General features: G+C 72.7%; 21 protein-coding genes and 1 pseudogene. 17 read left to right on the top strand and 5 right to left on the bottom strand.

Annotated features, from left to right (window positions below):
• The first annotated feature begins 78 nt into the window (after positions 1–78).
• From GL259_RS27525 to mutM, 5 genes are all read left to right on the top strand, one after another.
• Positions 79–1,185, top strand: coding sequence for a cell division initiation protein (locus GL259_RS27525; RefSeq protein WP_159535987.1), 1,107 nt, complete (start codon positions 79–81; stop codon positions 1,183–1,185).
• A 148-nt stretch (positions 1,186–1,333) separates the two neighbouring features.
• On the top strand, positions 1,334–1,978 hold the full coding sequence (locus GL259_RS27530; RefSeq protein WP_159535988.1) for a YceD family protein: 645 nt from the start codon (positions 1,334–1,336) through the stop codon (positions 1,976–1,978).
• Positions 1,979–1,980: 2 nt separating this feature from the next.
• Complete coding sequence (gene rpmF / locus GL259_RS27535) at positions 1,981–2,154, top strand: 50S ribosomal protein L32 (protein WP_003951102.1); 174 nt, start codon at positions 1,981–1,983, stop codon at positions 2,152–2,154.
• Between the two features lie 19 nt (positions 2,155–2,173).
• Complete coding sequence (gene rnc / locus GL259_RS27540) at positions 2,174–2,992, top strand: ribonuclease III (protein ID WP_159539035.1); 819 nt, start codon at positions 2,174–2,176, stop codon at positions 2,990–2,992.
• Between the two features lie 79 nt (positions 2,993–3,071).
• Positions 3,072–3,956 (top strand): bifunctional DNA-formamidopyrimidine glycosylase/DNA-(apurinic or apyrimidinic site) lyase, encoded by an 885-nt coding sequence (mutM, locus tag GL259_RS27545; protein ID WP_159535989.1) that lies wholly within the window; start codon positions 3,072–3,074, stop codon positions 3,954–3,956.
• Here mutM and GL259_RS27550 read toward each other — a convergent pair.
• Together GL259_RS27550 and GL259_RS27555 are read right to left on the bottom strand one after the other, a co-directional pair.
• On the bottom strand, positions 3,929–4,330 hold the full coding sequence (locus GL259_RS27550) for a helix-turn-helix domain-containing protein (protein ID WP_159535990.1): 402 nt from the start codon (positions 4,328–4,330) through the stop codon (positions 3,929–3,931). The two genes, mutM and GL259_RS27550, sit on opposite strands and share 28 nt — an antisense overlap.
• A gap of 238 nt (positions 4,331–4,568) precedes the next feature.
• The gene (locus GL259_RS27555) at positions 4,569–4,757 is read right to left on the bottom strand and encodes a hypothetical protein (RefSeq protein WP_159535991.1); all 189 of its coding nucleotides are present in this window, start codon (positions 4,755–4,757) and stop codon (positions 4,569–4,571) included.
• A 221-nt stretch (positions 4,758–4,978) separates the two neighbouring features.
• Here GL259_RS27555 and GL259_RS38950 point away from each other — a divergent pair.
• A pseudogene (locus tag GL259_RS38950) lies at positions 4,979–5,299 on the top strand (hypothetical protein); the annotation flags it as partial.
• Here the strand turns inward: GL259_RS38950 and GL259_RS27560 are convergent.
• Entirely contained in the window at positions 5,229–6,467 is a 1,239-nt protein-coding gene (locus GL259_RS27560; protein ID WP_159535992.1) for a CAP domain-containing protein, read from the bottom strand. The pseudogene GL259_RS38950 and the gene GL259_RS27560 overlap by 71 nt on opposite strands.
• Before the next feature lie 176 nt (positions 6,468–6,643).
• Here GL259_RS27560 and GL259_RS27565 point away from each other — a divergent pair, with 176 nt between their 5' ends.
• From GL259_RS27565 to ftsY, 5 genes are all read left to right on the top strand, one after another.
• Complete coding sequence (locus GL259_RS27565) at positions 6,644–6,925, top strand: acylphosphatase (RefSeq protein ID WP_159535993.1); 282 nt, start codon at positions 6,644–6,646, stop codon at positions 6,923–6,925.
• Between the two features lie 378 nt (positions 6,926–7,303).
• On the top strand, positions 7,304–7,507 hold the full coding sequence (locus tag GL259_RS27575) for a hypothetical protein (RefSeq protein ID WP_003993245.1): 204 nt from the start codon (positions 7,304–7,306) through the stop codon (positions 7,505–7,507).
• Between the two features lie 260 nt (positions 7,508–7,767).
• Positions 7,768–11,337, top strand: coding sequence for a chromosome segregation protein SMC (smc, locus tag GL259_RS27580; RefSeq protein WP_159535995.1), 3,570 nt, complete (start codon positions 7,768–7,770; stop codon positions 11,335–11,337).
• A gap of 194 nt (positions 11,338–11,531) precedes the next feature.
• On the top strand, positions 11,532–12,950 hold the full coding sequence (locus GL259_RS27585) for a sugar porter family MFS transporter (RefSeq protein WP_159535996.1): 1,419 nt from the start codon (positions 11,532–11,534) through the stop codon (positions 12,948–12,950).
• Between the two features lie 391 nt (positions 12,951–13,341).
• Entirely contained in the window at positions 13,342–14,544 is a 1,203-nt protein-coding gene (gene ftsY, locus GL259_RS27590) for a signal recognition particle-docking protein FtsY (RefSeq protein WP_159535997.1), read from the top strand.
• A gap of 135 nt (positions 14,545–14,679) precedes the next feature.
• Here the strand turns inward: ftsY and GL259_RS27595 are convergent, their stop codons facing one another.
• Positions 14,680–15,345: a bifunctional DNA primase/polymerase gene (locus GL259_RS27595; protein ID WP_159535998.1), complete on the bottom strand. Its 666-nt coding sequence runs from the start codon at positions 15,343–15,345 to the stop codon at positions 14,680–14,682.
• A gap of 448 nt (positions 15,346–15,793) precedes the next feature.
• On the opposite strand from GL259_RS27595, the gene GL259_RS27600 reads away from it, so the two are divergent.
• The 5 genes from GL259_RS27600 to ffh all read left to right on the top strand — a co-directional run bounded on the left by GL259_RS27600 (position 15,794) and on the right by ffh (position 23,484).
• A complete protein-coding gene (locus tag GL259_RS27600) occupies positions 15,794–17,290 on the top strand; it encodes a hypothetical protein (protein ID WP_159535999.1) in 1,497 nt (498 codons plus the stop codon).
• A gap of 402 nt (positions 17,291–17,692) precedes the next feature.
• The gene (locus tag GL259_RS27605; protein ID WP_159536000.1) at positions 17,693–19,033 is read left to right on the top strand and encodes an ammonium transporter; all 1,341 of its coding nucleotides are present in this window, start codon (positions 17,693–17,695) and stop codon (positions 19,031–19,033) included.
• The gene (locus tag GL259_RS27610; protein WP_030231663.1) at positions 19,030–19,368 is read left to right on the top strand and encodes a P-II family nitrogen regulator; all 339 of its coding nucleotides are present in this window, start codon (positions 19,030–19,032) and stop codon (positions 19,366–19,368) included. The genes GL259_RS27605 and GL259_RS27610 overlap by 4 nt, the downstream gene beginning before the upstream one ends.
• Positions 19,369–19,396: 28 nt before the next feature.
• On the top strand, positions 19,397–21,850 hold the full coding sequence (locus GL259_RS27615; protein WP_159536001.1) for a [protein-PII] uridylyltransferase: 2,454 nt from the start codon (positions 19,397–19,399) through the stop codon (positions 21,848–21,850).
• 83 nt (positions 21,851–21,933) lie between these two features.
• Entirely contained in the window at positions 21,934–23,484 is a 1,551-nt protein-coding gene (ffh, locus tag GL259_RS27620) for a signal recognition particle protein (protein WP_159536002.1), read from the top strand.
• Positions 23,485–23,574: 90 nt separating this feature from the next.
• Here the strand turns inward: ffh and GL259_RS27625 are convergent, their stop codons facing one another.
• On the bottom strand, positions 23,575–24,429 hold the full coding sequence (locus GL259_RS27625; RefSeq protein WP_159536003.1) for a methyltransferase domain-containing protein: 855 nt from the start codon (positions 24,427–24,429) through the stop codon (positions 23,575–23,577).
• Between the two features lie 589 nt (positions 24,430–25,018).
• On the opposite strand from GL259_RS27625, the gene GL259_RS27630 reads away from it, so the two are divergent.
• Positions 25,019–25,618: a hypothetical protein gene (locus GL259_RS27630; RefSeq protein ID WP_159536004.1), complete on the top strand. Its 600-nt coding sequence runs from the start codon at positions 25,019–25,021 to the stop codon at positions 25,616–25,618.
• Positions 25,619–25,842 lie beyond the last annotated feature (224 nt).

Genomic DNA, 25,842 nt, shown 5'->3' on the forward strand with positions numbered 1-25,842 from the left:
GTCCCCCGGACGCCCCGGGGCCGTACAGTCGTCCCGTCCGTCTCCAACAACACAGCTGTAGAGAGTGGCGAGCACACGGTGGACGTGCAGAAGAAGCTCGACGAGATCGTCGCCGCGGTCTCCAGTGCCCGGTCGATGCCCATGTCGGCCTCGTGCGTGGTCAACCGCGCCGAACTGCTCTCGATGCTCGACGAGGTGCGCGCGGCGCTGCCCGACTCCCTCGCGCAGGCCCAGGAACTCATCGGTGGCCGCGAGCAGATGGTCGAGCAGGCCCGGCAGGAGGCCGAGCGGATCATCGAGAGCGCCCACGCCGAGCGCGGCTCCCTGATCGCCGGCACCGAGGTCGCCCGCCGCTCCCAGGCCGAGGCCGACCGGATCCTCGCCGAGGCCCGCAAGGAGGCCGAGGAGATCCGCGCCGAGGCCGACGACTACGTCGACTCCAAGCTCGCCAACTTCGAGGTCGTCCTCACCAAGACCCTCGGCTCGGTCGGCCGCGGCCGCGAGAAGCTGCTCGGCACCGGTCCGGGCCTCGACGAGCAGGGCTACGAGGACGAGGACGCCCCCGAGCGCAGCCACGACCCGGAGACCCTGCGCCGCACCGCCGACGAGTACGTCGACGCCAAGCTCGGCGCCTTCGAGGCGGTCCTCGCCAAGACCCTGGAGGCGGTCGGCCGGGGCCGCCAGAAACTGCACGGCCGGATCGCCACCGACGACCTCGGCGCCCTCGCCGACGACACCACGACCGTCCAGCACTCCAGCGACGCCGACTACCTCGCCGACCTCGCGTCCCTCGCGGAGCAGGACTCCCCGGCCAGGCGGCCCGCCCCCGAGCCGCAGCAGCAGGCGTACGCCCAGCCGGAGCCCGCCTACCCCCCCGCCCCCGGCTACGCCCCGGCGGGGGGCGCCCCCCACCAGCAGCAGCCGGACCCCTACGCCGGCTACCAGCAGCAGTACGGCGGCCCGCAGGACCCCTACGGCTACCAGCAGGCCGACCCGTACGCCGCGTACCAGGGCTACGACGCCGGACAGCAGGCGTACGACCCCGACCAGGCCCGGCAGCCCGCGCACGACCAGCAGGCGCACCAGGCCCAGCAGGGCTACGCCCTGGACGAGACCAGCCTCTTCGACACCAGCATGATCACCCCCGAGCAGCTGCGGGCCTACGAGCGCGAGCGGGGCCTGTAGGGGCGGATTGGGCCGAGAGCGAAAGGTCCAGTATCCTGGCTCTTCGGTCGTGCGTGCGTGCACGCTGCCTTCGTGGACGTCCGCGATCACCGCTGCCCGGGAAGACCGCACGGCAGCATCCCCTCCAGTTCGAAGACCGAAAGCAGGAATGGCCCTGAACGCCCGCCTCGACCATCGAAACCCCCTCGTGTTCGACACGCACGAGCTGGGGCGGCGGCCCGGTGCGCTGCAGCGCCTGGCCCGCACGGTCGACGCTCCCAAGGACTTCGGCATCAAGGAGGTCATCGGAGTGCCGGAAGGCACCCCGGTGGAGCTCGAACTCCGGCTCGAGTCGGTCATGGAAGGTGTGCTCGTCACCGGCACCGCCCGTGCAACGGCCGAGGGGGAGTGCGTAAGGTGTCTGGAGCCGCTCGGGCTGGAGCTCGAAGCGGACTTCCAGGAGATGTTCTCGTACCCTGACGCCGACGACCGGGGCCGCGTGATCGCGGAACCGGGCGACGACGCCGAGGACGACGAGGACAGGCTCTTTGTCGAGGACGGTCTGATCGACCTCGAATCCGTGCTGCGCGATGCGGTGGTGCTCGCACTGCCGATGCAGCCGGTGTGCCGGGAAGACTGCCCGGGTCTGTGCTCCGAGTGCGGAGCACGGCTCGCTGACGACCCGGACCACCACCATGACGCCGTCGACATCCGTTGGGCGGCATTGCAGGGACTCGCCGGCACCATGAGGGACGGCGAGAAGGACGAGATGGGCGGCGCCGAACCGGGCGTCGACGAGAAGCAGGAGAAGTAGCCGTGGCTGTTCCGAAGCGGAAGATGTCGCGCAGCAACACGCGCCACCGCCGGTCGCAGTGGAAGGCTGCGGTCCCCACCCTGGTTGCGTGCGAGCGCTGCCACGAGCCCAAGCAGCAGCACATCGCGTGCCCGTCGTGCGGCACCTACAACAAGCGCCAGGTCCTCGAGGTCTGAGCGGCTGGTGAGAGGCACTGTGTCCACGCCGAAGAAGAACTCTGCGGACAACCAGGCCTCGTCCCACACGCTTCTGGAAGGGCGGCTCGGCTACAAGGTCGAGTCCGCCCTTCTGGTGCGTGCGCTGACCCACCGTTCCTACGCGTACGAGAACGGCGGCCTGCCGACGAACGAGCGGCTGGAGTTCCTCGGGGACTCCGTGCTCGGCCTCGTCGTCACGGACACGCTGTACCGCGTCCACCCCGACCTGCCCGAGGGCCAGCTGGCCAAGCTGCGGGCCGCGGTGGTCAACTCGCGTGCGCTGGCGGAGGTGGGCCGCGGCCTCGACCTGGGCTCCTTCATCCGGCTCGGCCGCGGTGAAGAGGGAACGGGCGGCCGGGACAAGGCGTCCATCCTCGCCGACACCCTCGAAGCGGTGATCGGCGCGGTCTATCTCGACCAGGGCCTGGACTCGGCGGCTGAGCTGGTGCACCGCCTGTTCGACCCGCTGATCGAGAAGTCCTCCAACCTCGGTGCCGGCCTGGACTGGAAGACCAGTCTCCAGGAGCTCACCGCGACCGAAGGACTCGGTGTCCCCGAGTACCTGGTCACGGAGACCGGTCCCGACCACGAGAAGACCTTCACTGCTGCCGCCCGCGTCGGAGGCGTCTCGTACGGCACCGGCACCGGCCGCAGCAAGAAGGAGGCGGAGCAGCAGGCCGCCGAGTCCGCCTGGCGCTCCATCAAGGGCGCGGCGGACGAGCGCGCCAAGGCGGCGGCCGAGGCCGAGGAGGCCGTCCGGGCCGCCGAGGCACGAGCCGCCGGCAAGAGCGCCGACATCCCGTCGGCCTCCGCCTGACGAACAGCGTGTCCCGAGCGCCCGTCCCGACCCGGGGCGGGCGCTCGGCGCGCATACACCGGCCCCTGGAGGGGGAACCATGCCCGAGCTGCCCGAGGTCGAGGTCGTACGGCGCGGACTCGAGCGGTGGGTCGCGCACCGCACCGTCGCCGAGGCCGAGGTGCTGCACCCGCGAGCGGTGCGCCGCCACCTCGCCGGCGCCGACGACTTCGCGCACCGCCTCAAGGGCCACCGCATCGGCGTCCCCAGCCGCCGCGGCAAGTACCTGTGGCTGCCGCTGGAGGACACGGACCAGTCGATCCTGGCCCACCTCGGCATGAGCGGCCAGCTCCTCGTCCAGCCGCACGACGCGCCGGACGAGAAGCACCTGCGCGTCCGGATCCGCTTCGCGGACACGCGGCCGTCAGCCGGCGCCGCGGCGGGGCCCACCGAACTCCGCTTCGTCGACCAGCGCACCTTCGGCGGTCTGTCGCTGCACGACAACACCCCCGACGGCCTGCCGGACATCATCGCCCACATCGCCCGCGACCCGCTCGACCCGCTCTTCGACGACGAGGCCTTCCACCGCGCGCTGCGCCGCAAGCGCACCACCATCAAGCGGGCGCTGCTCGACCAGTCACTGATCAGCGGCGTCGGCAACATCTACGCGGACGAGGCGCTGTGGCGCTCCCGCATCCACTACGAGCGCCCGACGGCCGGCTTCACCCGCCCGCGCACCCTGCTCCTGCTGGGGCACGTCCGGGACGTCATGAGCGCGGCCCTCGCGGTCGGCGGCACCAGCTTCGACAGCCTGTACGTGAACGTCAACGGCGAGTCGGGCTACTTCGACCGGTCCCTGGACGCCTACGGCCGCGAGGGCCTGCCGTGCCGCCGCTGCGGTACGCCGATGCGCAGGCGGCCGTGGATGAACCGGTCCAGCTACTTCTGCCCGGCGTGTCAGCGGGCGCCGCGCGTGTCGTCGTAGCGCTCACGCGCCTCGAGCACGGCGTCCATGCTGCCCTCCACGAAACGGATGAGGGACAGCAGGCGCTGCGCCACCTCGCGGCCCAGCGGGGTGAGTTCGTAGTCCACGCGGGGCGGGTTGGTGAGCTGCGCCTCGCGGTGCACCAGGCCGTCGCGCTCCAGCGCGTGCAGCGTCTGGGAGAGCATCTTCTCGCTCACACCGTCGACCCGGCGGCGCAGCTCGTTGAACCGGAGCGGACCCTCGTACAGCGCGCCGAGCGTCAGCGAGCCCCAGCGCCCGGTCACGTGCTCCAGGGTGCCGCGGGAGGGGCAGGCCTTGGCGAACACGTCGAAGGGCAGGGCCCGCTCCCCGGAGTGCCGCTGCGTGGTCGTCATGGTTCCAGGCTACTTCAGAGCAGCGCTGACCAACAGATTGCGCTAACTGAGAGTTAGCGCACGGGTCCGGTGTCCTCCCGGCGGGCGGGGAGGGCGCCGGGCCGCCCCGGCTGGTCGGACGGGTGCTCGGAGCGGGTGACGGCTGGTCGCGGTTGCGGGGGTCGCTGTGCTTCGCCGCCGTACGGCAACGGCTCCGGAAGCCCCTCGGATCACGGAGAAAGCCGCTCGCCCCGGCAGGTCATGGCGCCAGGCAACCCGTGGCCGGCACCTCGCTGGGGATTCCGAGACTGACCGGGTCCACGAGGCCCGTGACCTCTTGAACGGCACAGTCGACGGTCGCGACCGGGTCCGGCACGGCAATGGCCGGTGTCGCAAGACAACCGACGACCGTGACGGCCACCAGTGCGGTGGCTGCGATGCGAGGCATGATTCTCCTCCGGAAGAACGGCAGTTGTGCGCAGTTTGCCCTTATGTGCACATCTGGATGCAATCCGTCACCCGAACAGGTGTGGTGAAACGACCCCTGTGTGCCGTCCGCTCCGGCCCGGAGGAGCGGAGCGACGACGGGTGCTCGGCCGGAACCGCTTCAACGGCCGTGTGCGGCGGCCGGCGCTCCGGGCCGCCGCGGGCGTGGAGATCGGACGGGGCGACGGCGTGCACGCGCTGCGGCGCCTCTGCGCCCCGGTGCTCCTGGACGCGGGGGAGAGCATCGGGGCTCTCAGCGAGTGCCCGGGCCACCATGGCCCCGGCTTCACGCTGCGGACGTACGCGCACCTGATGCCGTCCGGTGAGAACCGGACCCGGGCCGCCGTGGACCGCGTCCTCCAGGACGAGGACCCCACGGAAGGCGGCCCGGAGCCGGCCCGGGGCAGGGTGGGTTCTCCGGGCTGCGGTTGTCTCAGTAGCCGAAGTTCTGGGTCCACCACGGGCCGCCCGGCCCGAAGTGGACGCCCACGCCCAGTGTCCTGAAGTCGCAGTTCAGTATGTTCGCCTTGTGGCCGGGGCTGTCCATCCACGCCCGCATGACGGCCTCGGCGTCGGCCTGGCCGCGGGCTATGTTCTCGCCGCCGAGGCCGTTGACGCCGGCCGCCTGGGCCCGGTCCCACGGTGTGTCGCCATCGGGGTCCGTGTGGTCGAAGAAGCCCCGGCGGGCCATGTCCTCGCTGAACGCGGTGGCCAGATCCGTCAGCGCGCCGCTCGCGGTGACGGGGCTGCAGCCCGCCCTGGCCCGCTCCTCGTTGACCAGTGCGAGGACCCGGGCCCCGGCGACGGCCTCCGCCGACGAGGCCGCCGGAGCGTCCGGCTTCTTCTCCGGTTCCGGTTCGGCCTTGCGGGACGGCGTCTTCTCCGGCTTCCCGCTCGGGGGCGCCTCGGGCGCCTTCTTCTCCGGTGCCTTCTTCTCCGGCGCCTTCGTCGGCGCGGTCGAGGCCGGAGCCGACTCCGACGGCTCGGGGGAGGCCGGGCGCCCGGATTCGCGGCCCGCCGGGGTGCCGGCGTCACGGCCCGGGGTCTCGGCGCTGCCGGAGGTGCCGCCCTGCTCGCTGGGCAGGTTGGTCGCCAGGCCCCCGGCCTGGACCTCGTCACTGGAGGTGCTGTCGCCGCCGAGCCGGTAGTTCTCGAGGCCGGGCACCGCGCCGGTGGCCACCGCGACCGTGCCGAGGGCCACCGCGGCGGAGACCCCGAGCAGACCGGTGCGGACCGGTGCCGCGGCCTTCTTCTTCCGGCGCCGGTGCCCGCCCGCGCCCCGGGCACCCCCGTCGGGCGTGAAACCGTCGTCCGGGAAGCGGCCGTCCGGGAAGGAGCCGCGGGCGGGACCAGCCGTGAAATCGTCGCCCGGGAAGGGGCCGTCGGCGGGACCCCCCGTGAGACCGTCGCCCGGGAAGTCGTCACCGGCGAGGACGGCGGTGCCGAGGGTCCCGGCCCCGTCGTCCGTCCCGAAGAGGTACGCCTCGCCCCTCGCGTACGTCCCGGCGTACGCCTCGGGGTTCAGGTACGGCGCGATGCCCATCGTGGGCGGGCCGTCCGTACGAGCACCCAGTGGATCCCGGGCCCCGTCGCGAGAGCCGTCGTGGTGAACGACCCCCGTGGCGCGGCCCGTGGTGGCGCGGCCGGCGGCGGAGCGTCGGTGGCGTCCCATGTCCTGGCCTTCCTCGTCCTTGCGGTCGACTCGTCCTCGCGACCTACGCGAAACATGACCCACACGAAACTCACACCATCGAGTGAGTTTCATATGAGATTCATGGGTCGGGACGGTACCGCATGGTGCCCGGGGACGGAGTGCCTCCAGGGACATTGACCGGTTAGGTTGCCGTCATGAGCGACGAAGTGCGACTGGTCGCCTGGGTGCGAGGGCGCGTCCAGGGTGTGGGTTTCCGGTGGTTCACGCGGGCCAAGGCCCTGGAGATCGGCGGCCTGAGCGGTTTTGCTCTCAACCTGGGCGACGGCCGGGTCCAGGTGGTGGCCGAGGGCTCCCGCGAACGCTGCGAGGGGCTGCTCGACTGGCTCCAGAACGGCGACACGCCCGGGCGCGTGGACGGCGTCACCGAGATATGGGACACACCGCGCGGGGGCTACGAGGGCTTCGCCGTCCGCTGATCCGGCCGCCCGCCGACGGCCCCGCGGGCGGCGCCCGGCGCCCGCCCCGGGGCCCGGTCGAGGAAAACGTCCAGGTGATTGCCGACAACGGCTTGCCGTGGGAGGCTCCACCCGCGAAGATGATCGCCACGCCCCGAGGACCCGCAGGCCTCGCGGCACCGCCGTTCCACGGCCGTGCGCGCCCGGTTGTCCGCCGATACGGGGTGTGATCGTGTTGACCGTCAAACTTTTTGGTGAGACGCTGAAAGCCCCGCGCACCTTAGCTGTTTGGCATGGCTGAACGGCAGCACAACTCCAGGCCTGCCAAGCACCGCGGGTGCAAATCCCTCACGACCCGCACCGCATCGGTCGGTCACTCAGTGTGGAGGACCATCCATCATGGCAAAGGCGCTTCTCGGTTACGTCGGCGGCTCCGACCCTCGACTCCTCGCCGAGATGCGACGGCTCCAGCAGCGCGTCCAGGACCTGGAATCCGAGCTCGTACGGATCCAGGCGGAGAACGAAGCGCTGACGGCTGCCGCTTCTCACGACAGGATCATGGAGAGCGTTGACGCACACCAGGCGGAGCCTGCGCTCACCTGATCACTGCATCGCTGCACAACAGGACAGCAGTGGTCGGGCCGTCCGTCACAACCGCCAAGCAGTACAGAATTGCAAGGGACGCCACGGCGTCCCTTCTTTCTTGCCTCCTCGCCCCCGCCCCGCGCCCGCGTCCGGCCCCCCGGCACTCCTTGTCCCGCACATCCTTTCACCGTCTTCAACGTCTGGTGTGCCCTGCGCGTTCACCCGCGAAACCGCGCGTTCATGGAGTGAGACCTCCCCGGCGGGTAGAGTCCGGCTGTGTGCACCTCAAGGCCCTGACCCTCCGAGGCTTCAAGTCGTTCGCCTCGGCCACCACGCTCCGGTTCGAACCGGGCATCACCTGCGTCGTGGGCCCGAACGGGTCGGGCAAGTCCAACGTGGTGGACGCGCTCAGCTGGGTCATGGGCGAGCAGGGCGCCAAGTCGCTGCGCGGCGGCAAGATGGAGGACGTCATCTTCGCCGGCACCACCGGCCGCCCGCCGCTGGGCCGCGCCGAGGTGTCGCTGACCATCGACAACTCCGACGGGGCGCTGCCCATCGAGTACTCCGAGGTCACCATCACGCGGATCATGTTCCGCAACGGCGGCAGCGAGTACCAGATCAACGGCGACACCTGCCGCCTCCTCGACATCCAGGAGCTGCTCTCCGACTCCGGCATCGGCCGCGAGATGCACGTGATCGTCGGCCAGGGCCAGCTCGACTCCGTGCTGCACGCCGACCCCATGGGCCGCCGCGCCTTCATCGAGGAGGCCGCCGGCGTCCTCAAGCACCGCAAGCGCAAGGAGAAGGCGCTGCGCAAGCTGGACGCGATGCAGGCCAACCTCGCGCGCGTGCAGGACCTCACCGACGAGCTCAGGAGGCAGCTCAAGCCCCTCGGCCGCCAGGCGGCGGTCGCCCGCAGGGCCGCCGTCATCCAGGCCGACCTGCGCGACGCCCGGCTGCGCCTGCTTGCCGACGACCTCGTACGGCTGCGCGAGGCCCTCGAGGCGGAGATCGCCGACGAGGCCGCCCTGAAGGAGCGCAAGGAGGCGGCCGAGCGGGAGCTGGGAAAGGCCCTCCGGCGCGAGGCCCTGCTGGAGGAGGAGGTGCGCCGGCTCGTCCCGCGGCTGCAGGACGCCCAGCAGACCTGGTACGAGCTCTCCCAGCTCGCCGAGCGGGTGCGCGGCACGATCTCGCTGGCCGACGCGCGGGTGAAGAGCGCCACCTCCGCGCCCCCCGAGGAGCGGCGCGGCCGCGACCCCGAGGACATGGAGCGCGAGGCCGCCCGCATCCGCGAACAGGAGGCCGAGCTGGAGGCGGCCCTGGAGGCGGCCGAGCGCGCCCTGGAGGACACGGTCGCCCACCGCGCCGAACTGGAGCGCGAACTGGCCCAGGAGGAACGGCGCCTGAAGGACGCCGCCCGCGCCATCGCCGACCGGCGCGAAGGACTCGCCCGGCTCAAGGCCCAGGTGGGTGCCGCCCGTTCGCGTGCCGCCGCCGCCCAGTCCGAGGTCGAGCGCCTGGCCGCCGCCCGTGACGAGGCCCAGGAGCGGGCCGTCGCCGCCCAGGAGGAGTACGAGGCGCTCAGGGCCGAGGTCGACGGCCTCGACGCCGACGACGTGGAACTCGCCGAGCGGCACGAGACGGCCAGGAGCCGGCTGGCCGAGGCGGAGAGCGCCCTGGGCACCGCCCGCGAGGCGGCCACCGCGGCCGAGCGCGAGCGGGCCGCGACCCGGGCCCGTCACGAGGCCCTCGCCCTGGGCCTGCGCCGCAAGGACGGCACCGGGGCGCTGCTCGCGGCCGAGGACCGGCTCACCGGACTGCTGGGGCCGGCCGCCGAACTCCTCACCGTGGCGCCCGGCCACGAGACCGCCCTGGCCGCCGCCTTCGGCGCCGCCGCCGACGCCCTCGCGGTGACGTCCCCGTCGGACGCCGCCGACGCCCTGCGCCTGCTGCGCAAGCAGGACGCCGGCCGGGCCGCCCTGCTGCTCGCCGGTGCCCCCGACGAGGTACCGCGGCAGCCACGGGCCGACGGGCCGCCGTACGCCGCCGACCTGGTGCGCGGGCCCGCCGCCCTGCTGCCCGCCGTGCGGCGGCTGCTGCGCGGGATCGTCGTCGTGGGCACCCTGGAGGACGCCGAGGACCTCGTCCGCGCCCGGCCCGACCTGACCGCCGTCACCGCCGAGGGCGATCTGCTGGGAGCGCACTTCGCGCAGGGCGGGTCCGCCGGGGCGCCCAGCCTCCTGGAGGTGCAGGCGTCCGTGGACGAGGCCGCCGCCGAGCTGGAGGAGCTGGAGGTGCGGTGCGGGGAGCTGGCCGGGGCGCAGGCCGCGGCGGCCGAGCGGCGCAGGGAGTGCGCGGCCCTCGTCGAGGAGCTGGGGGAGCGGCGCCGGGCCGCCGACCGGGAGAAGTCCGCCGTCGCCCAGCGGCTCGGGCGGCTCGCCGGGCAGGCGCGCGGTGCCGCCGGGGAGGCCGAGCGGGCCGGCGCCGCCGCGACCCGTGCCCGGGAGGCACTCGACACGGCGCTCGCCGAGGTCGAGGAGCTCGCCGAGCGGCTCGCCGTCGCGGAGGAGAGCGACCCCTTCGGGGAGGGGGGGACGGAGGAGCCCGACACCTCCGTGCGCGACCGGCTCGCCGCCGACGGCGCCAACGCCCGCCAGACCGAGATGGAGGCCCGCCTCCAGGTCCGTACCCACGAGGAGCGGGTCAAGGGGCTCGCCGGGCGGGCCGACTCCCTGGACCGGGCCGCCCGCGCCGAGCGCGAGGCACGCGCGCGGGCCGAGCAGCGGCGGGCCCGGCTGCGGCACGAGGCGGCCGTCGCCGCGGCCGTCGCCTCCGGCGCCCGGCAGCTGCTGGCGCACGTCGAGGTCTCCCTCGCCCGCGCCGACGAGGAGCGCACCGCCGCCGAGGCCGCCAAGGCCCACCACGAGCGGGAACTCGCCCGCGCCCGGAGCGAGGGACGCGATCTCAAGGCGGAACTCGACAAGTTGACGGATTCGGTCCACCGGGGCGAGGTACTCGGCGCCGAGAAGCGGCTGCGGATCGAGCAGCTGGAGACCAAGGCGCTGGAGGAACTGGGTGTCGAACCGGCCGGGCTGGTGGCGGAGTACGGGCCGCACCAGCCGGTGCCGCCCTCGCCCCCCGCCGAGGGCGAGCAGCTGCCGGAGGACCCGGACCATCCGCGCAACAGGCCCCGCCCCTTCGTGCGGGCCGAGCAGGAGAAGCGCCTGAAGGCCGCCGAGCGCGCGTACCAGCAGCTCGGCAAGGTGAACCCGCTCGCCCTGGAGGAGTTCGCGGCGCTCGAGGAACGCCACCAGTTCCTCAGCGAGCAGCTGGAGGACCTGAAGAAGACCCGCGCGGACCTGCTCCAGGTCGTCAAGGAGGTCGACGAACGCGTCGAGCAGGTCTTCACCGAGGCCTACCGCGACACGGCCCGCGAGTTCGAGGGCGTCTTCTCCCGCCTGTTCCCGGGCGGTGAGGGGCGCCTGGTGCTGACCGACCCCGACAACATGCTCACCACGGGCGTGGACGTCGAGGCCCGCCCGCCGGGCAAGAAGGTCAAGCGGCTGTCGCTGCTCTCGGGCGGGGAGCGGTCGCTGACCGCCGTGGCCCTGCTCGTGTCGATCTTCAAGGCGCGGCCCAGCCCGTTCTACGTGATGGACGAGGTCGAGGCCGCCCTCGACGACACCAACCTCCAGCGGCTGATCCGGATCATGCAGGAGCTGCAGGAGGCCTCGCAGCTGATCGTGATCACCCATCAGAAGCGCACCATGGAGGTCGCCGACGCGCTCTACGGCGTCTCCATGCAGGGCGACGGCGTGTCCAAGGTCATCAGCCAGCGGCTGCGCTAGAGGGGCACAGACTCTTCAACTTCTGAACGCATTCCCTCCTCGCGGGTCTCCAAGCTCACAGCTGCATGCCTATTGACTTCAAAAATTGAAGACATATTCTCTGCCATGTTGCTTTTACCTTCAGGTACCTTCAAGTGGACCTCGAAGGGCTGACCCCCCATCCGGCGATGTTGCCGGTGGCCCGAGGAGTACACGTGACCAGCACAGCGCAGGCACAGAAGTCAGGAGCCGAGGCGGCTCATCCCGATCATCTCGGGCACGTCGTCTTCATCGCGGCGGCGGCCGCCATGGGTGGTTTCCTCTTCGGCTACGACAGTTCCGTGATCAACGGTGCCGTCGAGGCCATCCGTGACCGCTACGACATCGGCTCCGCGGCGCTGGCCCAGGTCATCGCCGTCGCCCTGATCGGCTGTGCCGTCGGCGCCGCGACCGCCGGCCGCATAGCCGACCGCATCGGGCGCATCCGATGCATGCAGATCGCCGCGGTCCTGTTCACCGTCAGCGCCGTCGGCTCCGCGCTGCCCTTCTCGCTGTGGGACCTCGCCTTCTGGCGGGTCGTCGGCGGCTTCGCCATCGGCATGGCCTCGGTGATCGGCCCGGCCTACATCGCCGAGGTCGCCCCGCCCGCCTACCGCGGCCGGCTCGGCTCCTTCCAGCAGGCCGCGATCGTCGTCGGCATCGCCGTGTCGCAGCTGGTCAACTGGGGCATCCTGAACGCCGCCGGCGGCGACCAGCGCGGTGAGCTGATGGGCCTGGAGGCCTGGCAGCTCATGCTCGGCGTCATGGTGATCCCCGCCGTCCTGTACGGCCTGCTCTCCTTCGCCATCCCCGAGTCCCCGCGCTACCTGATCTCCGTCGGCAAGCACGAGCGCGCCCGGCGGATCCTCGAAGAGGTCGAGGGCAGGGACGTCGACCTGACCGCCCGCGTCACCGAGATCGAGTCGGCGATGCACCGCGAGGAGAAGTCGTCCTTCAAGGACCTGCTCGGCGGCAGCTTCTTCTTCAGGCCGATCGTCTGGATCGGTATCGGCCTGTCGGTGTTCCAGCAGTTCGTCGGCATCAACGTCGCGTTCTACTACTCCTCGACGCTGTGGCAGTCGGTCGGCGTCGACCCGACGGACTCGTTCTTCTACTCCTTCACCACGTCGATCATCAACATCGTGGGCACCGTCATCGCGATGATCTTCGTCGACCGCATCGGCCGCAGGCCGCTCGCGATCATCGGCTCCGTCGGCATGGTGATCGGCCTCGCGCTGGAGGCCTGGGCGTTCTCCTACGACCTCGTCGACGGACAGCTGCCCGCCACCCAGGGCTGGGTCGCCCTGATCGCCGCGCACGTCTTCGTCCTCTTCTTCGCCCTGTCCTGGGGCGTGGTCGTCTGGGTCATGCTCGGCGAGATGTTCCCCAACCGGATCCGCGCCGCCGCGCTCGGTGTCGCCGCCGCCGCGCAGTGGATCGCCAACTGGGCCATCACCGCGAGCTTCCCGTCGCTGGCCGACTGGAACCTGTCCGTCACCTACGTGATCTACACGGTGTTCGCCGCGCTCTCCATCCCGTTCGTCCTGAAGTTCGTGAAGGAGACGAAGGGCAAGGCACTGGAGGAGATGGGCTGACCCGCCCTCCCCGCGGCGGACGGGCCCGGCCCGTCCCGCGAGAGCCGGGGAGAAGGGCTCAAGTCCCCGCTGCCCCTCTCCTCGTACCCCCCACCGCCGCCCCGGCCCGGTACCGTCCGAGCCGGGGCGGCGCCCTGTGCGCGACGCCGTGCGCCGGGAAGCGTCCGCCCGGACCGGCGCCCGCTCCACGGGCGGCTCGCCGGCCACCGCGGCCGCCGGACGGCCACGGCCGGTGTCCGCGGGAACGGCGGCCCGGGCCGGCCGGCCGCGGGGCGGACACCGGCTGACGTGCCGTCGGACCACCGGACCGCCGGCGCCGCGCGGCGCGGCCCGTCCGGCACGGGCCGGCATCGGGGCGAGGGGGGTGCCCATGGCTGATACTGGACGCGTTATGGACATCGTCATCCTTGCTGTAGTCATCGCCGTGGTCGTGTTCGGCGCGCTCGGCGGGCTCATCGTCGGGAGCAGGCGCAGGAAGCCGCTGCCCCCGCCACCGCCCGCCGCGCCCGACATCACCGCCCCGCCGGCCGAGCCGCACGTCGGCGAAGAGGCCGAGACGCCGCGGGAGGAGCCGCGGCGCACCATCGAGGAGGTTGATCTTCCGGTCGGCGGCCCTCCCGTCGTCATCGAGGAGCCGCCCACCGTCGAGGCTCCCCCGATCGAGATCCCGGAGCCCACCGCCGGACGTCTGATCCGGCTCCGCGCCCGGCTCTCCCGTTCGCAGAACGCCCTGGGCAAGGGCCTGCTCGTCCTGCTGTCCCGCGAGCACCTCGACGAGGACACCTGGGAGGAGATCGAGGACACCCTGCTCACCGCCGACGTCGGCGTGCAGCCCACCCAGGAGCTGGTCGAGCGGCTGCGCGAGCGCGTGAAGGTGCTCGGCACCCGCACCCCCGAGGAGCTGCGCGGCCTGCTCCGCCAGGAGCTGATCACGCTGGTCGGCCCCGAGATGGACCGCACCGTGCACACGCAGAACGCGGCCGGCGGCCCGGGCGTCGTGATGATCGTCGGTGTCAACGGCACCGGCAAGACCACCACCACCGGCAAGCTCGCCCGCGTGCTGGTCGCCGACGGCAACACCGTCGTCCTCGGCGCCGCCGACACCTTCCGCGCCGCCGCCGCCGACCAGCTCCAGACCTGGGCCGAGCGGGTCGGCGCCCACACCGTGCGCGGTCCGGAGGGCGGCGACCCCGCCTCCGTCGCGTTCGACGCGGTCAAGGAGGGCAAGGAGATGGCCGCGGACGCCGTGCTCATCGACACCGCCGGCCGCCTGCACACCAAGACCGGTCTCATGGACGAGCTCGGCAAGGTCAAGCGCGTCGTGGAGAAGCAGGCCCCGCTGGACGAGGTGCTGCTCGTGCTCGACGCCACCACCGGTCAGAACGGACTCATCCAGGCCCGGGTCTTCGCCGAGGTCGTCGACATCACCGGCATCGTGCTCACCAAGCTGGACGGCACGGCCAAGGGCGGCATCGTGATCGCCGTCCAGCGCGAGCTGGGCGTCCCGGTGAAGCTGGTCGGTCTCGGCGAGGGCGCGGACGACCTGGCTCCGTTCGAGCCGGAGGCGTTCGTGGACGCGCTCATCGGAGACTGAGCCCCGGGCCCCGAGGCCCGTCCGGCAGACGCGAGGAAGCGCCCGCCCCCGAATCGGTCGGGGGACGGGCGCTCCGCCGTGTGCGGGGCCGGCTCCGCGGGGGCGACGGCCCCGGCGGTCCGCCGCACCGGAGGGCTACGCCCGCGACCGGTGCGCCACGTACGCCAGCGTGCCGAGCACCAGCCGGGCCTCGGGCGGCCGGGACGCGGAGTCCAGGGCGGGGGAGCGCAGCCAGCGCACCGGGCCGAGGCCGCCCCGGTCGGACGGCGGTGCCGTGATGTGCGTGCCGGGTCCGAGGCCCCGCAGGTCGAGGGCGGCCGGGTCGTCCCAGCCCATGCGGTAGAGCAGCTCGGGCAGCGCGGCGGCGGCGCCGGGGGCGACGAAGAAGTGGGCGCGGCCGTCCGGGGTGGCGGTGACCGGGCCGACCGGCAGGCCCATGCGCTCCAGCCGGGCCAGGGCGCGGCGGCCGGCGGGTTCGGCGACGTCGATGACGTCGAACGCCCGCCCGACCGGCAGCATCACCGAGGCTCCGGGGAACTCGGCCCAGGTCCCGGTCGCCGCGTCCAGCGGTGCGCCGGCGGAGATCACCGGCGCGAAGTCCAGCGGGTGCGCGCCCGGTGCCCGGCAGTCGGTCCGGCCGCAGGAACAGGCGCCCGCGACGGCCCGGACGCCCGGCACCACGTCCCAGCCCCACAGCCCGGTGTACTCCGCCACGGCGGTGGCGTCCGACGAGCGGCCCCGGCGGCGCGAGCCGGACCGGATGTCGCGGATGCCCCGACTGATGCCGATCGTGAAACCCATGCCCCCTCCAACGGGTCCGATGTACCGATGGTTACGCAGCGGACGCGCACCGTGACGCTCTGTATTCCCACTTCCCCGTGCCGCTCCGCTCAGTCGGCGCCCCGAAGCGTCCAGGGGTGGCGTGTTCCACGGTGCGCGCCCCTGTGTGCATCGCTGCATCCACTTCTGGCTGTCCTGTGTCAAGTGAATCGTGGGTTGACGACCGTGAGTTCATACGAAGGGGTGGCGAATGGTGGCGATTGCGGTTCCGTCATGGTGGGACGGGTGATCGTAGGACTACGTTGAGTGCACGGCTTCTTGGGGCACATGCACTCGTGGGTATGCCGGAGGCAACTCGACTTCCCGTTCGGAGGGTGGCAACCGCCGGACGGGCGACCCCGGCGACCGGCATTCTGATAAGGCTTGGCGCACTCGGCGACAAGTGGTCTTCAGGGATGGGGGCGTTCCAGTGAGCGGCAACGGCGGTGGCGGGACGAATGCTGCGAGCGCGGAGAAACGTCCGAACGAACTCCTCGCCTCGTGGTTCGTCCGCAGCGGCTGGTCCAAGGGCGAGCTCGCCCGCCAGGTCAACCGCAGAGCACGCCAGTTGGGCGCCAACCACATCTCCACCGACACCTCGCGCGTGCGCCGCTGGCTGGACGGCGAGAACCCGCGCGAGCCGATCCCCAGGATCCTGTCCGAGCTCTTCTCCGAACGCTTCGGCGTCGTGGTCTCCGTCGAGGACCTGGGCCTGCGCACCGCCCGCCCGTCACCCTCCGCGACCGGCGTCGACCTGCCCTGGACGGGCCCGCAGACCGTGGCCCTGCTCAGCGAGTTCTCGCGCAGCGACCTGATGCTGGCGCGGCGCGGCTTCCTCGGGAGCTCGCTGGCCCTCTCCGCGGGCCCGCCCCTCATCGAGCCCCTGCAGCGCTGGCTCGTCCCCGCCCCGTCCGCCCCGCAGTCCCGGCCCGATCCGGACCCGGCGTCGTCCGCCGGGCGGGCCCGGGGCCGGCTGTCCAAACCCGAGCTGGACCTGCTGGAGACCACCACCGTGATGTTCCGGCAGTGGGACGCCCAGTGCGGCGGCGGCCTGCGCCGCAAGGCGGTCGTCGGCCAGCTGCACGAGGTGACGGACCTGCTCCAGGAACCCCAGCCCGAGGCCACCACCCGGCGGCTGTTCAAGGTCGCCGCCGAACTGGCCGAACTGGCCGGCTGGATGTCGTACGACGTGGGGCTCCAGCCCACCGCGCAGAAGTACTTCGTGCTCGCCCTGCACGCCGCCAAGGAGGCCGGCGACCGGCCGCTCGGCTCCTACGTGCTGTCCAACATGAGCCGGCAGATGATCCACCTCGGCCGGCCCGAGGACGCCCTGGAGCTGATCCACCTCGCGCAGTACGGCAGCCGGGACTGCGCGAGCCCGCGCACCCAGTCGATGCTGTACGCCATGGAGGCCCGCGCCTACGCCAACATGGGCCAGCCGGGCCGGTGCAAGCGGGCGGTCAGGATGGCCGAGGACACCTTCGCCGAGGCCGCCGAGTGGGACGAGCCGGACCCCGACTGGATCCGCTTCTTCTCCGAGGCCGAGCTGTACGCCGAGAACTCCCACTCCTTCCGCGACCTCGCCTACGTCGCCGGCCGCAGCCCCACCTACGCCTCCCTCGCCGAGCCGCTCATGAAGCGGGCCGTGGAGCTGTTCGGCCAGGAGGGCGGCGAGCACCAGCGGTCCTACGCCCTCAACCTGATCGGCATGGCCACGGTGCACCTGCTCCAGCGGGAGCCCGAACAGAGCGTGGTCTTCGCCACCGAGGCCATCAAGGCGGCCAAAAAGGTCCGTTCCGAACGCGTCAACACTCGTATCCGAAAGACGGTCGACACGGCCGTGCGCGACTTCGGGGACCTCGCCGACGTCGTCGACCTCACCGAGCGGCTCGCGGCCGAGCTGCCCGAGAACGCGGAGGCGGTCTGACACCCCAGAGGAACCGTTGAGCCCCGGCCGCGGCCGGCCCTCCCGAAATGCCCGACTCGGCTCCCCCATGCCAGGTCATTCGGAGGCCGGCCGCGGCCGGCCGTCTTGGTGCGCCCGAGCCGGTGCCGCTCTCGCGGACCCGGCTCGGGCGTCGGCGCGGTTCCCCGGCCGACGGCCGCGGCGCCGGGTGGCGAAGATTGCGTCACGATAACGGCCGGCACTCCCCGGATCCGGTGGTTCACCGACCCGTAACACATCCGGCGTCTTCGTCACGGCGGCGAAACAACGAGGGGCTCCCACCGAAACGGCGCTGCGCCAGTCTCGTGGCGCATAACCGGCCCGCCCCTCAATCCGCTCGAGGCTTCGCCCGCACGGGGCCGTACCAACGACGAGGAGACGCCGATGGCACCAGCCATCACCCTGGCCGCAGAGGAGCCCACGCTCTCTGCCGCCAACACAGGGTTCATGCTCATCTGTTCCGCCCTGGTGATGCTCATGACCCCGGGCCTGGCCTTCTTCTACGGAGGCATGGTCCGCGTCAAGAGCACCCTGAACATGCTGATGATGAGCTTCATCAGCCTGGGGATCGTCACCGTCCTGTGGGTGCTGTACGGCTTCTCCATGGCGTTCGGCACCGACTCCGGCAGCCTCATCGGCTGGAACTCCGACTGGGTCGGCCTCAGCGACATCGGCCTGACCGAGCTCTGGGACGGCTACACCATCCCGGTCTTCGTCTTCCTGGTCTTCCAGCTGATGTTCGCCGTCCTCACGCCCGCGCTGATCAGCGGCGCGCTCGCGGACCGCGTGAAGTTCACCGCGTGGGCGCTGTTCGTCGCCCTGTGGGTCACCGTCGTCTACTTCCCGGTGGCGCACTGGGTCTGGGGCGCCGGCGGCTGGGCCTTCGAGCTGGGCGTCATCGACTTCGCGGGCGGTACGGCCGTCCACATCAACGCCGGTGCCGCCGCGCTCGGCGTGATCCTGGTCATCGGCAAGCGGATCGGCTTCAAGAGGGACCCGATGCGCCCGCACAGCCTGCCGCTGGTCATGCTCGGCGCGGGGCTCCTGTGGTTCGGCTGGTTCGGCTTCAACGCCGGCTCGTGGCTCGGCAACGACGACGGCGTCGGCGCGCTGATGTTCGTCAACACCCAGGTCGCCACCGGCGCGGCCGTCCTCGGCTGGCTCGCCTACGAGAAGATCCGCCACGGCGCGTTCACCACGCTGGGCGCCGCCTCCGGCGCGGTCGCCGGCCTGGTCGCCATCACCCCGGCCGGCGGCGCGGTCTCCCCGCTCGGCGCGATCGCGATCGGCGTCATCGCCGGTGTGCTGTGCGCCATGGCCGTCGGCCTGAAGTACCGGTTCGGCTACGACGACTCCCTCGACGTCGTCGGCGTCCACCTCGTCGGCGGCATCCTCGGCTCCCTGCTCGTCGGCTTCTTCGCCACCGGCAAGGGCCAGTCCGACGTGGCGGGCCTCTTCTACGGCGGCGGCCTCGACCAGTTCTGGAAGCAGTGCGCCGGTGTCTTCGGCGTCCTCGCCTACTCCCTGGTCGTCTCCGCGGTCCTGGCCCTCGTCCTCGACAAGACGATCGGTATGCGAGTCTCCGAGGACGACGAGGTGGCCGGCATCGACCAGGCCGAGCACGCCGAGACCGCATACGACTTCAGCGGTGCCGGCGGCGGCGCGGCCCGCACCGCAGCCGTCGCCCCCGCAGCCCCGGCCGAGAGCAAGAAGGTGGACGCATGAAGCTCATCACCGCCGTCGTGAAGCCGCACCGGCTCGACGAGATCAAGGAGGCCCTGCAGGCCTTCGGAGTGCACGGTCTGACCGTCACCGAGGCCAGCGGCTACGGCCGCCAGCGCGGCCACACCGAGGTCTACCGCGGGGCCGAGTACACCGTCGACCTGGTGCCCAAGATCCGCATCGAGGTCCTGGTCGAGGACGACGACGCCGAACAGCTCATCGACGTCGTCGTCAAGGCGGCCCGCACCGGCAAGATCGGTGACGGCAAGGTCTGGTCGATCCCGGTCGAGACGGCCGTACGGGTCCGCACCGGCGAGCGCGGCCCGGACGCGCTCTGACGGCAGGCCGAGGAAGAAGGAGTCGCCGGTGACGGGTACGGACATGCACGACGAGGCGAAGGACTCGGGACCCGGCGGCTACGCGGCGGCCCGGCTGCACCTCCTCACCGAGGGGGCGCGGTCCGGGCCGCCGCGCCGTGCCGCCCTCGCGGACCTCACGGACACATGGCTCGGCGGGCTGTTCGCCGCGGGCACGCGGGAGACGCGCGGGATCTCCCTGGTCGCCGTCGGGGGCTACGGGCGGGCGGAGCTCTCCCCGCGCAGCGACCTCGACCTGCTCCTGCTGCACGACGGCGGCGACCCCGAGGCGGTCGCCGCCCTCGCCGACCGGCTCTGGTACCCCGTCTGGGACCTGGGCCTCACGCTCGACCACTCCGTGCGCACCCCGGGGGAGGCCCGCAGGACCGCGGGCGAGGACCTGAAGGTCCAGCTCGGACTGCTCGACGCCCGGCACATCGCCGGAGACCTCGGCCTGACCGCCGCCCTGCGCACGGCGATGCTGGCCGACTGGCGCAACCAGGCACCGAAACGGCTCCCCGAACTCAGGGAACTGTGCGCCGAACGCGCCGAACGCCAGGGCGAGCTGCAGTACCTCCTGGAACCCGACCTCAAGGAGGCGCGCGGCGGACTGCGCGACGCCACCGCGCTGCGCGCCGTCGCCGCCTCCTGGCTCGCCGACGCCCCGCGCGAGGGCCTCGCCGAGGCCCGCCGCCGGCTCCTCGACGTACGGGACGCACTGCACCTGGCGACCGGCCGCGCGACCGACCGGCTCGCGCTCCAGGAACAGGACCAGGTGGCGTCCGAGCTGGGGCTGCTCGACGCCGACGCACTGCTGCGGCAGGTGTACGAGGCGGCCCGCGTCATCGCGTACGCCGGTGACGTCACCTGGCGCGAGGTGGGCCGTGTCCTGCGCTCCCGGGCCGTGCGGCCCAGGCTGCGCGCCATGCTGGGCGGCGGGAAGGCGGCCGCCGAGCGCTCCCCGCTGGCCGAGGGGGTCGTCGAGCAGGACGGCGAGGTGGTGCTCGCCCGCGCCGCACGCCCCGACCGCGACCCCGTGCTCCCGCTGCGCGCGGCGGCCGCCGCCGCACAGGCCGGGCTCCCGCTCTCCCCGCACGCCGTACGGCGCATGGCGGCCGCGGCGCGCCCGCTGCCCACGCCCTGGCCCGCCGAGGCGCGCGAACAGCTGGTGACCCTGCTGGGCTCCGGCCGCCCCACCGTCGAGGTCTGGGAGGCACTGGAGGCCGAGGGCCTGATCACCCTCCTGCTGCCCGACTGGGAGCGGGTGCGCTGCCGGCCGCAGCGCAACGCCGTGCACCTGTGGACCGTCGACCGGCACCTCGTCGAGACCGCCGTGCGCGCCGCCGGGCTCACCCGCCGGGTGGGCCGCCCCGACCTGCTGCTGGTCGCCGCGCTGCTGCACGACATCGGCAAGGGATGGCCCGGCGACCACTCGGTGGCCGGCGAGGTCATCGCCAGGGACGTGGCCGCCCGCATCGGCTTCGACCACCACGACGTCACGGTGGTCGCCGCCCTCGTACGCCACCACCTGCTGCTCGTGGAGACCGCCACCCGGCGCGACCTGGACGACCCGGCGACCGTGCGCGCGGTCGCCGAGGCCGTCGGCTCCCAGGGCACCCTGGAACTGCTGCACGCCCTGACCGAGGCCGACGCGCTCGCCACCGGCCCCGCCGCCTGGTCGTCCTGGCGCGCCGCACTGGTCGCCGACCTGGTGAAACGGGTCTCGGCGGTGCTCGCGGGGGACGCCCCCGCCGTCCCCGAGGAGGCCGCGCCCACCGCCGAGCAGGAGCGCCTCGCGCTCGAGGCGGTCGCCACCGGAGGCCCGGTGCTGGCCCTGCGGGCGCGCACCGAGCCGCCCGCCGAGCGGCAGGAGCCCTCCGGCGACCCGGAGCCGCTGGGCGTGGAGCTGCTCGTCGCCGTTCCCGACCAGCCGGGCGTGCTGCCCGCGGTGGCGGGGGTGCTCGCCCTGCACCGGCTGACCGTGCGGACCGCCGAGCTGCGGGCGGTGGACCTCCCGGACGGCCTCGACGGATCCGTGCTGCTGCTGGACTGGCGCGTCGCCGCCCAGTACGGCTCCCTGCCCCAGGCCGCCCGGCTGCGCGCGGACCTCGTACGCGCCCTGGACGGCACCCTGGACGTCGCCGGCCGCCTCGCCGAACGGGACGCCGCCCACCCCCGGCGCCGGGGCGTGGTCGCCCCACCGCCGCGCGTCACGGTCGCCCCGGCCGCCTCCCGGCACGCCACCGTGATCGAGGTCCGGGCCCAGGACGCGCCGGGGCTGCTGTTCCGGATCGGGCGGGCGCTGGAGGACACGGGGGTGCGGGTGCGCAGCGCGCACGCGAGCACCCTGGGCGCGAACGCCGTGGACGCCTTCTACGTCACCGACGCGCAGGAGGGCGCGCCCCTTCCCGGGGAGGAGGCCGCGGCGGTGGCGCGGAAGCTGGAGGAGACCCTGCGTGGGTGAGGACACTCCGGCGACTTGCCCGGCCGGGATACCCTGGAGGGCGATTCCCTAGCCTGTCACCGACTCCGAGGACCGACGCCGCCGTGTTCGATACTCTCTCCGATCGCCTTTCAGCGACCTTCAAGAACTTGCGCGGCAAGGGGCGCCTGAGCGAAGCGGACATCGACGCCACGGCGCGTGAGATCCGCATCGCCCTCCTTGAAGCGGATGTGGCCCTTCCGGTCGTCCGCGCGTTCATCAAGAACGTCAAGGAGCGCGCGCTCGGCGCCGAGGTCTCCAAGGCGCTCAACCCGGCCCAGCAGGTCCTCAAGATCGTCAACGAGGAACTGGTCACCATCCTCGGCGGCGAGACCCGGCGGCTGCGCTTCGCCAAGCAGCCGCCGACCGTGATCATGCTGGCCGGTCTGCAGGGTGCCGGTAAGACCACCCTCGCGGGCAAGCTCGGCAAGTGGCTCAAGGACCAGGGGCACTCCCCGGTGCTGGTCGCCGCCGACCTCCAGCGCCCGAACGCGGTCAACCAGCTCAGCGTCGTCGCCGAGCGCGCGGGCGTCGCCGTCTACGCGCCCGAGCCGGGCAACGGCGTGGGCGACCCGGTGAAGGTCGCCAAGGACTCCATCGACTTCGCGCGGACCAAGGTCCACGACATCGTGATCGTGGACACCGCCGGCCGCCTGGGCATCGACCAGGAGATGATGCAGCAGGCCGCGGACATCCGGGACGCGGTCTCGCCCGACGAGATCCTGTTCGTCGTCGACGCGATGATCGGTCAGGACGCCGTCAACACCGCCGAGGCCTTCCGCGACGGCGTCGGCTTCGACGGCGTGGTGCTCTCCAAGCTCGACGGCGACGCGCGCGGTGGTGCCGCCCTGTCGATCCGCCAGGTCACCGGCAAGCCGATCATGTTCGCGTCGAACGGTGAGAAGCTCGACGACTTCGACGCCTTCCACCCGGACCGGATGGCCTCCCGCATCCTCGACATGGGTGACCTGCTCACCCTGATCGAGCAGGCGGAGAAGACGTTCAGCCAGGAAGAGGCCGAGAGGATGGCCTCCAAGCTGGCGTCGAAGAAGGGCCAGGACTTCACCCTGGACGACTTCCTGGCCCAGATGGAGCAGGTCAGGAAGATGGGCTCCATCTCCAAGCTGCTCGGCATGCTCCCCGGCATGGGCCAGATCAAGGACCAGATCAACAACCTCGACGAGCGCGACGTCGACCGCACCGCCGCCATCATCAAGTCGATGACCCCCGGCGAGCGCCAGGACCCGACGATCATCAACGGCTCCCGCCGCGCCCGTATCGCCAAGGGCTCCGGTGTCGAGGTCAGCGCGGTGAAGAACCTGGTCGAGCGGTTCTTCGAGGCCCGCAAGATGATGTCCCGCATGGCCCAGGGCGGCGGCATGCCGGGGATGCCCGGGATGCCGGGCATGGGCGGGGGTCCGGGCCGGACGAAGAAGAAGCAGAAGCAGGCCAAGGGCAAGCAGCGCTCCGGCAACCCGATGAAGCGCAGGCAGCAGGAGCAGGAGGCCGCCGCGCGCCGCGCCGCCGCCGCGGAGGGCGGCAACGCCTTCGGGCTGCCCCAGCAGGGCGGCAAGGACTTCGAGCTCCCCGACGAGTTCAAGAAGTTCATGGGCTGACGCCCTCACCGGACACGCCACCGGGGCGCCCCCTCGCACAGGGGGCGCCCCGGTGGCGTGTCCGGCGGGATCAGTTCGCCGGCGCCGGCCTCACGGTGTCCGGGCGATCAGGTACCGGAACACGTTCGGCATCCACACGGTGCCGTCCTGCCGCTGGTGCGGGTGGAGCGCCTCCGCCAGCTCCTTGTCCACCTGCGCCTGGTCCGTGGCGGTGATCGCCGGGTCGAACAGCCCCGTCGACTTCAGGCCCCGCACCGCGCTGTCCACGTCGGCGTAGCCGAAGGGGCAGGCCACCCGCCCGGAGCCGTCCGGCCTCAGGCCCGCCCGCTGGGCGACCTGCTCCAGCTCGTCGCGGTGCGCGGGGCGCCAGGTCCCCGCGGCGCGCAGCGGCTCCGCCAGCTTGGTGGCCACCCGGAGCACGGACGCCGTGGTGCACCGCTCCGGCGGACCCCAGCCGGCCAGCACCACGGCCGCTCCGCGCCCGGCGAGCGGCATCGCCTCGGCGAGCTGCTCGCCCAGCCCCTCCGCGTCCCCCGCGAGACAGCCGATCGGCTCGAAGGCGGTCAGCACGGTGTACGGGGGCGCGTCCGCGCGAGCCGTGTCCGCGGGGGAGCCGTCCACGATCCGGACGTCCGTACGCGCGCGCGTCTCCCGCCCGTCGGGCAGCAGCCGCTCCCGGGCGAGCGCCAGCCGGTCGGCGGAGGTGTCGACACCGGTGACCGCGGCACCGCGCGAGGCGGCCAGCAGCAGGGCCAGTCCGGAGCCGCAGCCGAGGCCGAGCAGGCGTGTCGCGGGACCCACGTCCAGTCGCTCGTAGACGGCCTCGAAGAGCGGTACGAGCATCCGCTCCTGTATCTCGGACCAGTCACGCGCGCGTGCACGCAGGTCCACCCGGGGGGTGGCCCCCGGGTGAGGCAGGTGCTGCCGCACGAGCGTAGGTGTCATAGGTAAGCGCCCCAATCAGCCGAGAGTTGCCGCAGTGCCCGATTCCCTGGCCCCCGTGCAGTGCGCTCGCACTTCCCCCGTATGCCAGGAAACTGCGCCCTCGACGTGTCGTCCAGTGGAAGGAGGCGACGGTTTGGTGGTTGCTCGTGCCAGTGGCAAGAATTCACCTCCCGGTAATCCGGGACCGCGCGATCCCGCCGGGGAAGGGGCGGGCCGGTGCGGGGCGCCGCCGAGGTGCCCGGTAACGTCGCGGCCGGAGCGCGTGCCGGCCGGGCCGGGCGCTTCCGTCGCGAGGGCGACCGAAAACGCCTCTTGCGCACCGGCGGATCCCCGGCGCACCGGCGCGCGGACACCGCGTACGCGCCGGGGTGGGGGAGCGGCTCGTGAGGGCCTCGTTTGAGGGTGACGGCGGGAGACGGGTGGGCGTACGTCAGACTACGCACCACCTTGCGGTGAGCTGCGAGGCTTCTCCGCAGATCAGCGCACCCGCCCTCGTCGGGACGCATCAGCGGCAACTGACGGGTACGTGCAAATTATTTGGGATGCCCCGGAATCGGAACACGGAGGCACCCAGGCTCGTTGTCATTACGTGAGCACGACACAGACACCACCTGTCCTCGCCGCAGAGCTGGCACAGGCGTGGGCCGACATCCAGCGGTACCACCCCGAGCTGCCCGATCTTGCCGCGCCCGAGTCCCTGATCGGGGAGTCGTCGTCCGCATGCGGTCACGAACTCTCCTTCGAACGACTGCTGCACGAGGCAGTCCACGGCGTCGCCGCCGCGCGCGGCGTGCGCGACACATCCCGCGCCGGCCGCTACCACAACCGCAGATTCCTCGCCATCGCCGAGGAGCTGGGCCTGGACCACCCCGAGGAGCCGCACCCCAGCAGCGGCTTCTCCCTGGTCACGCTCACTCCCGAGGCGAAGCGCCGCTACCGCCCGACGATCGAACGCCTCCAGCGCGCCCTGAAGGCCCACTCCGCGGCGACCGCGGGCGACACCGCCCGCAGCTTCCGCGGCCCGGCCGCCCGGCACGGCTCCTCCGGCGGCGGCGTCCGGGTCAAGGCCGTCTGCGACTGCGGCCGCAACGTCCGCGTCGTCCCGTCGGTGCTGGCCCAGGCCCCCATCGTCTGCGGCGGCTGCGGCAAGCCCTTCCGCATCCCGGAGGTCGTGGGGGCGGCGAGCTGACCGAGTCCGGCATTTCGTGGATGCCGGAAAAGGGAAGCCGCCGGCCGCACCGCGGCCGCGGGCGGTCGTGCCTCCCCCGGGTTCTTCGGGCGGGGGGTGCCTCAGGGCGACGGGGACGCCCCGGTCCGAGCGCAACCGGGCGCTCGGGGCAGGGCGGGCGCCGGGGGCACCCCCTGCTCGAAGGGCCCGGGGGAGGCGCCTCGCGCCCGCCTTCCGCATGCCCC

The organism is Streptomyces sp. Tu 3180, assembly GCF_009852415.1.
GTDB lineage: Bacteria > Actinomycetota > Actinomycetes > Streptomycetales > Streptomycetaceae > Streptomyces.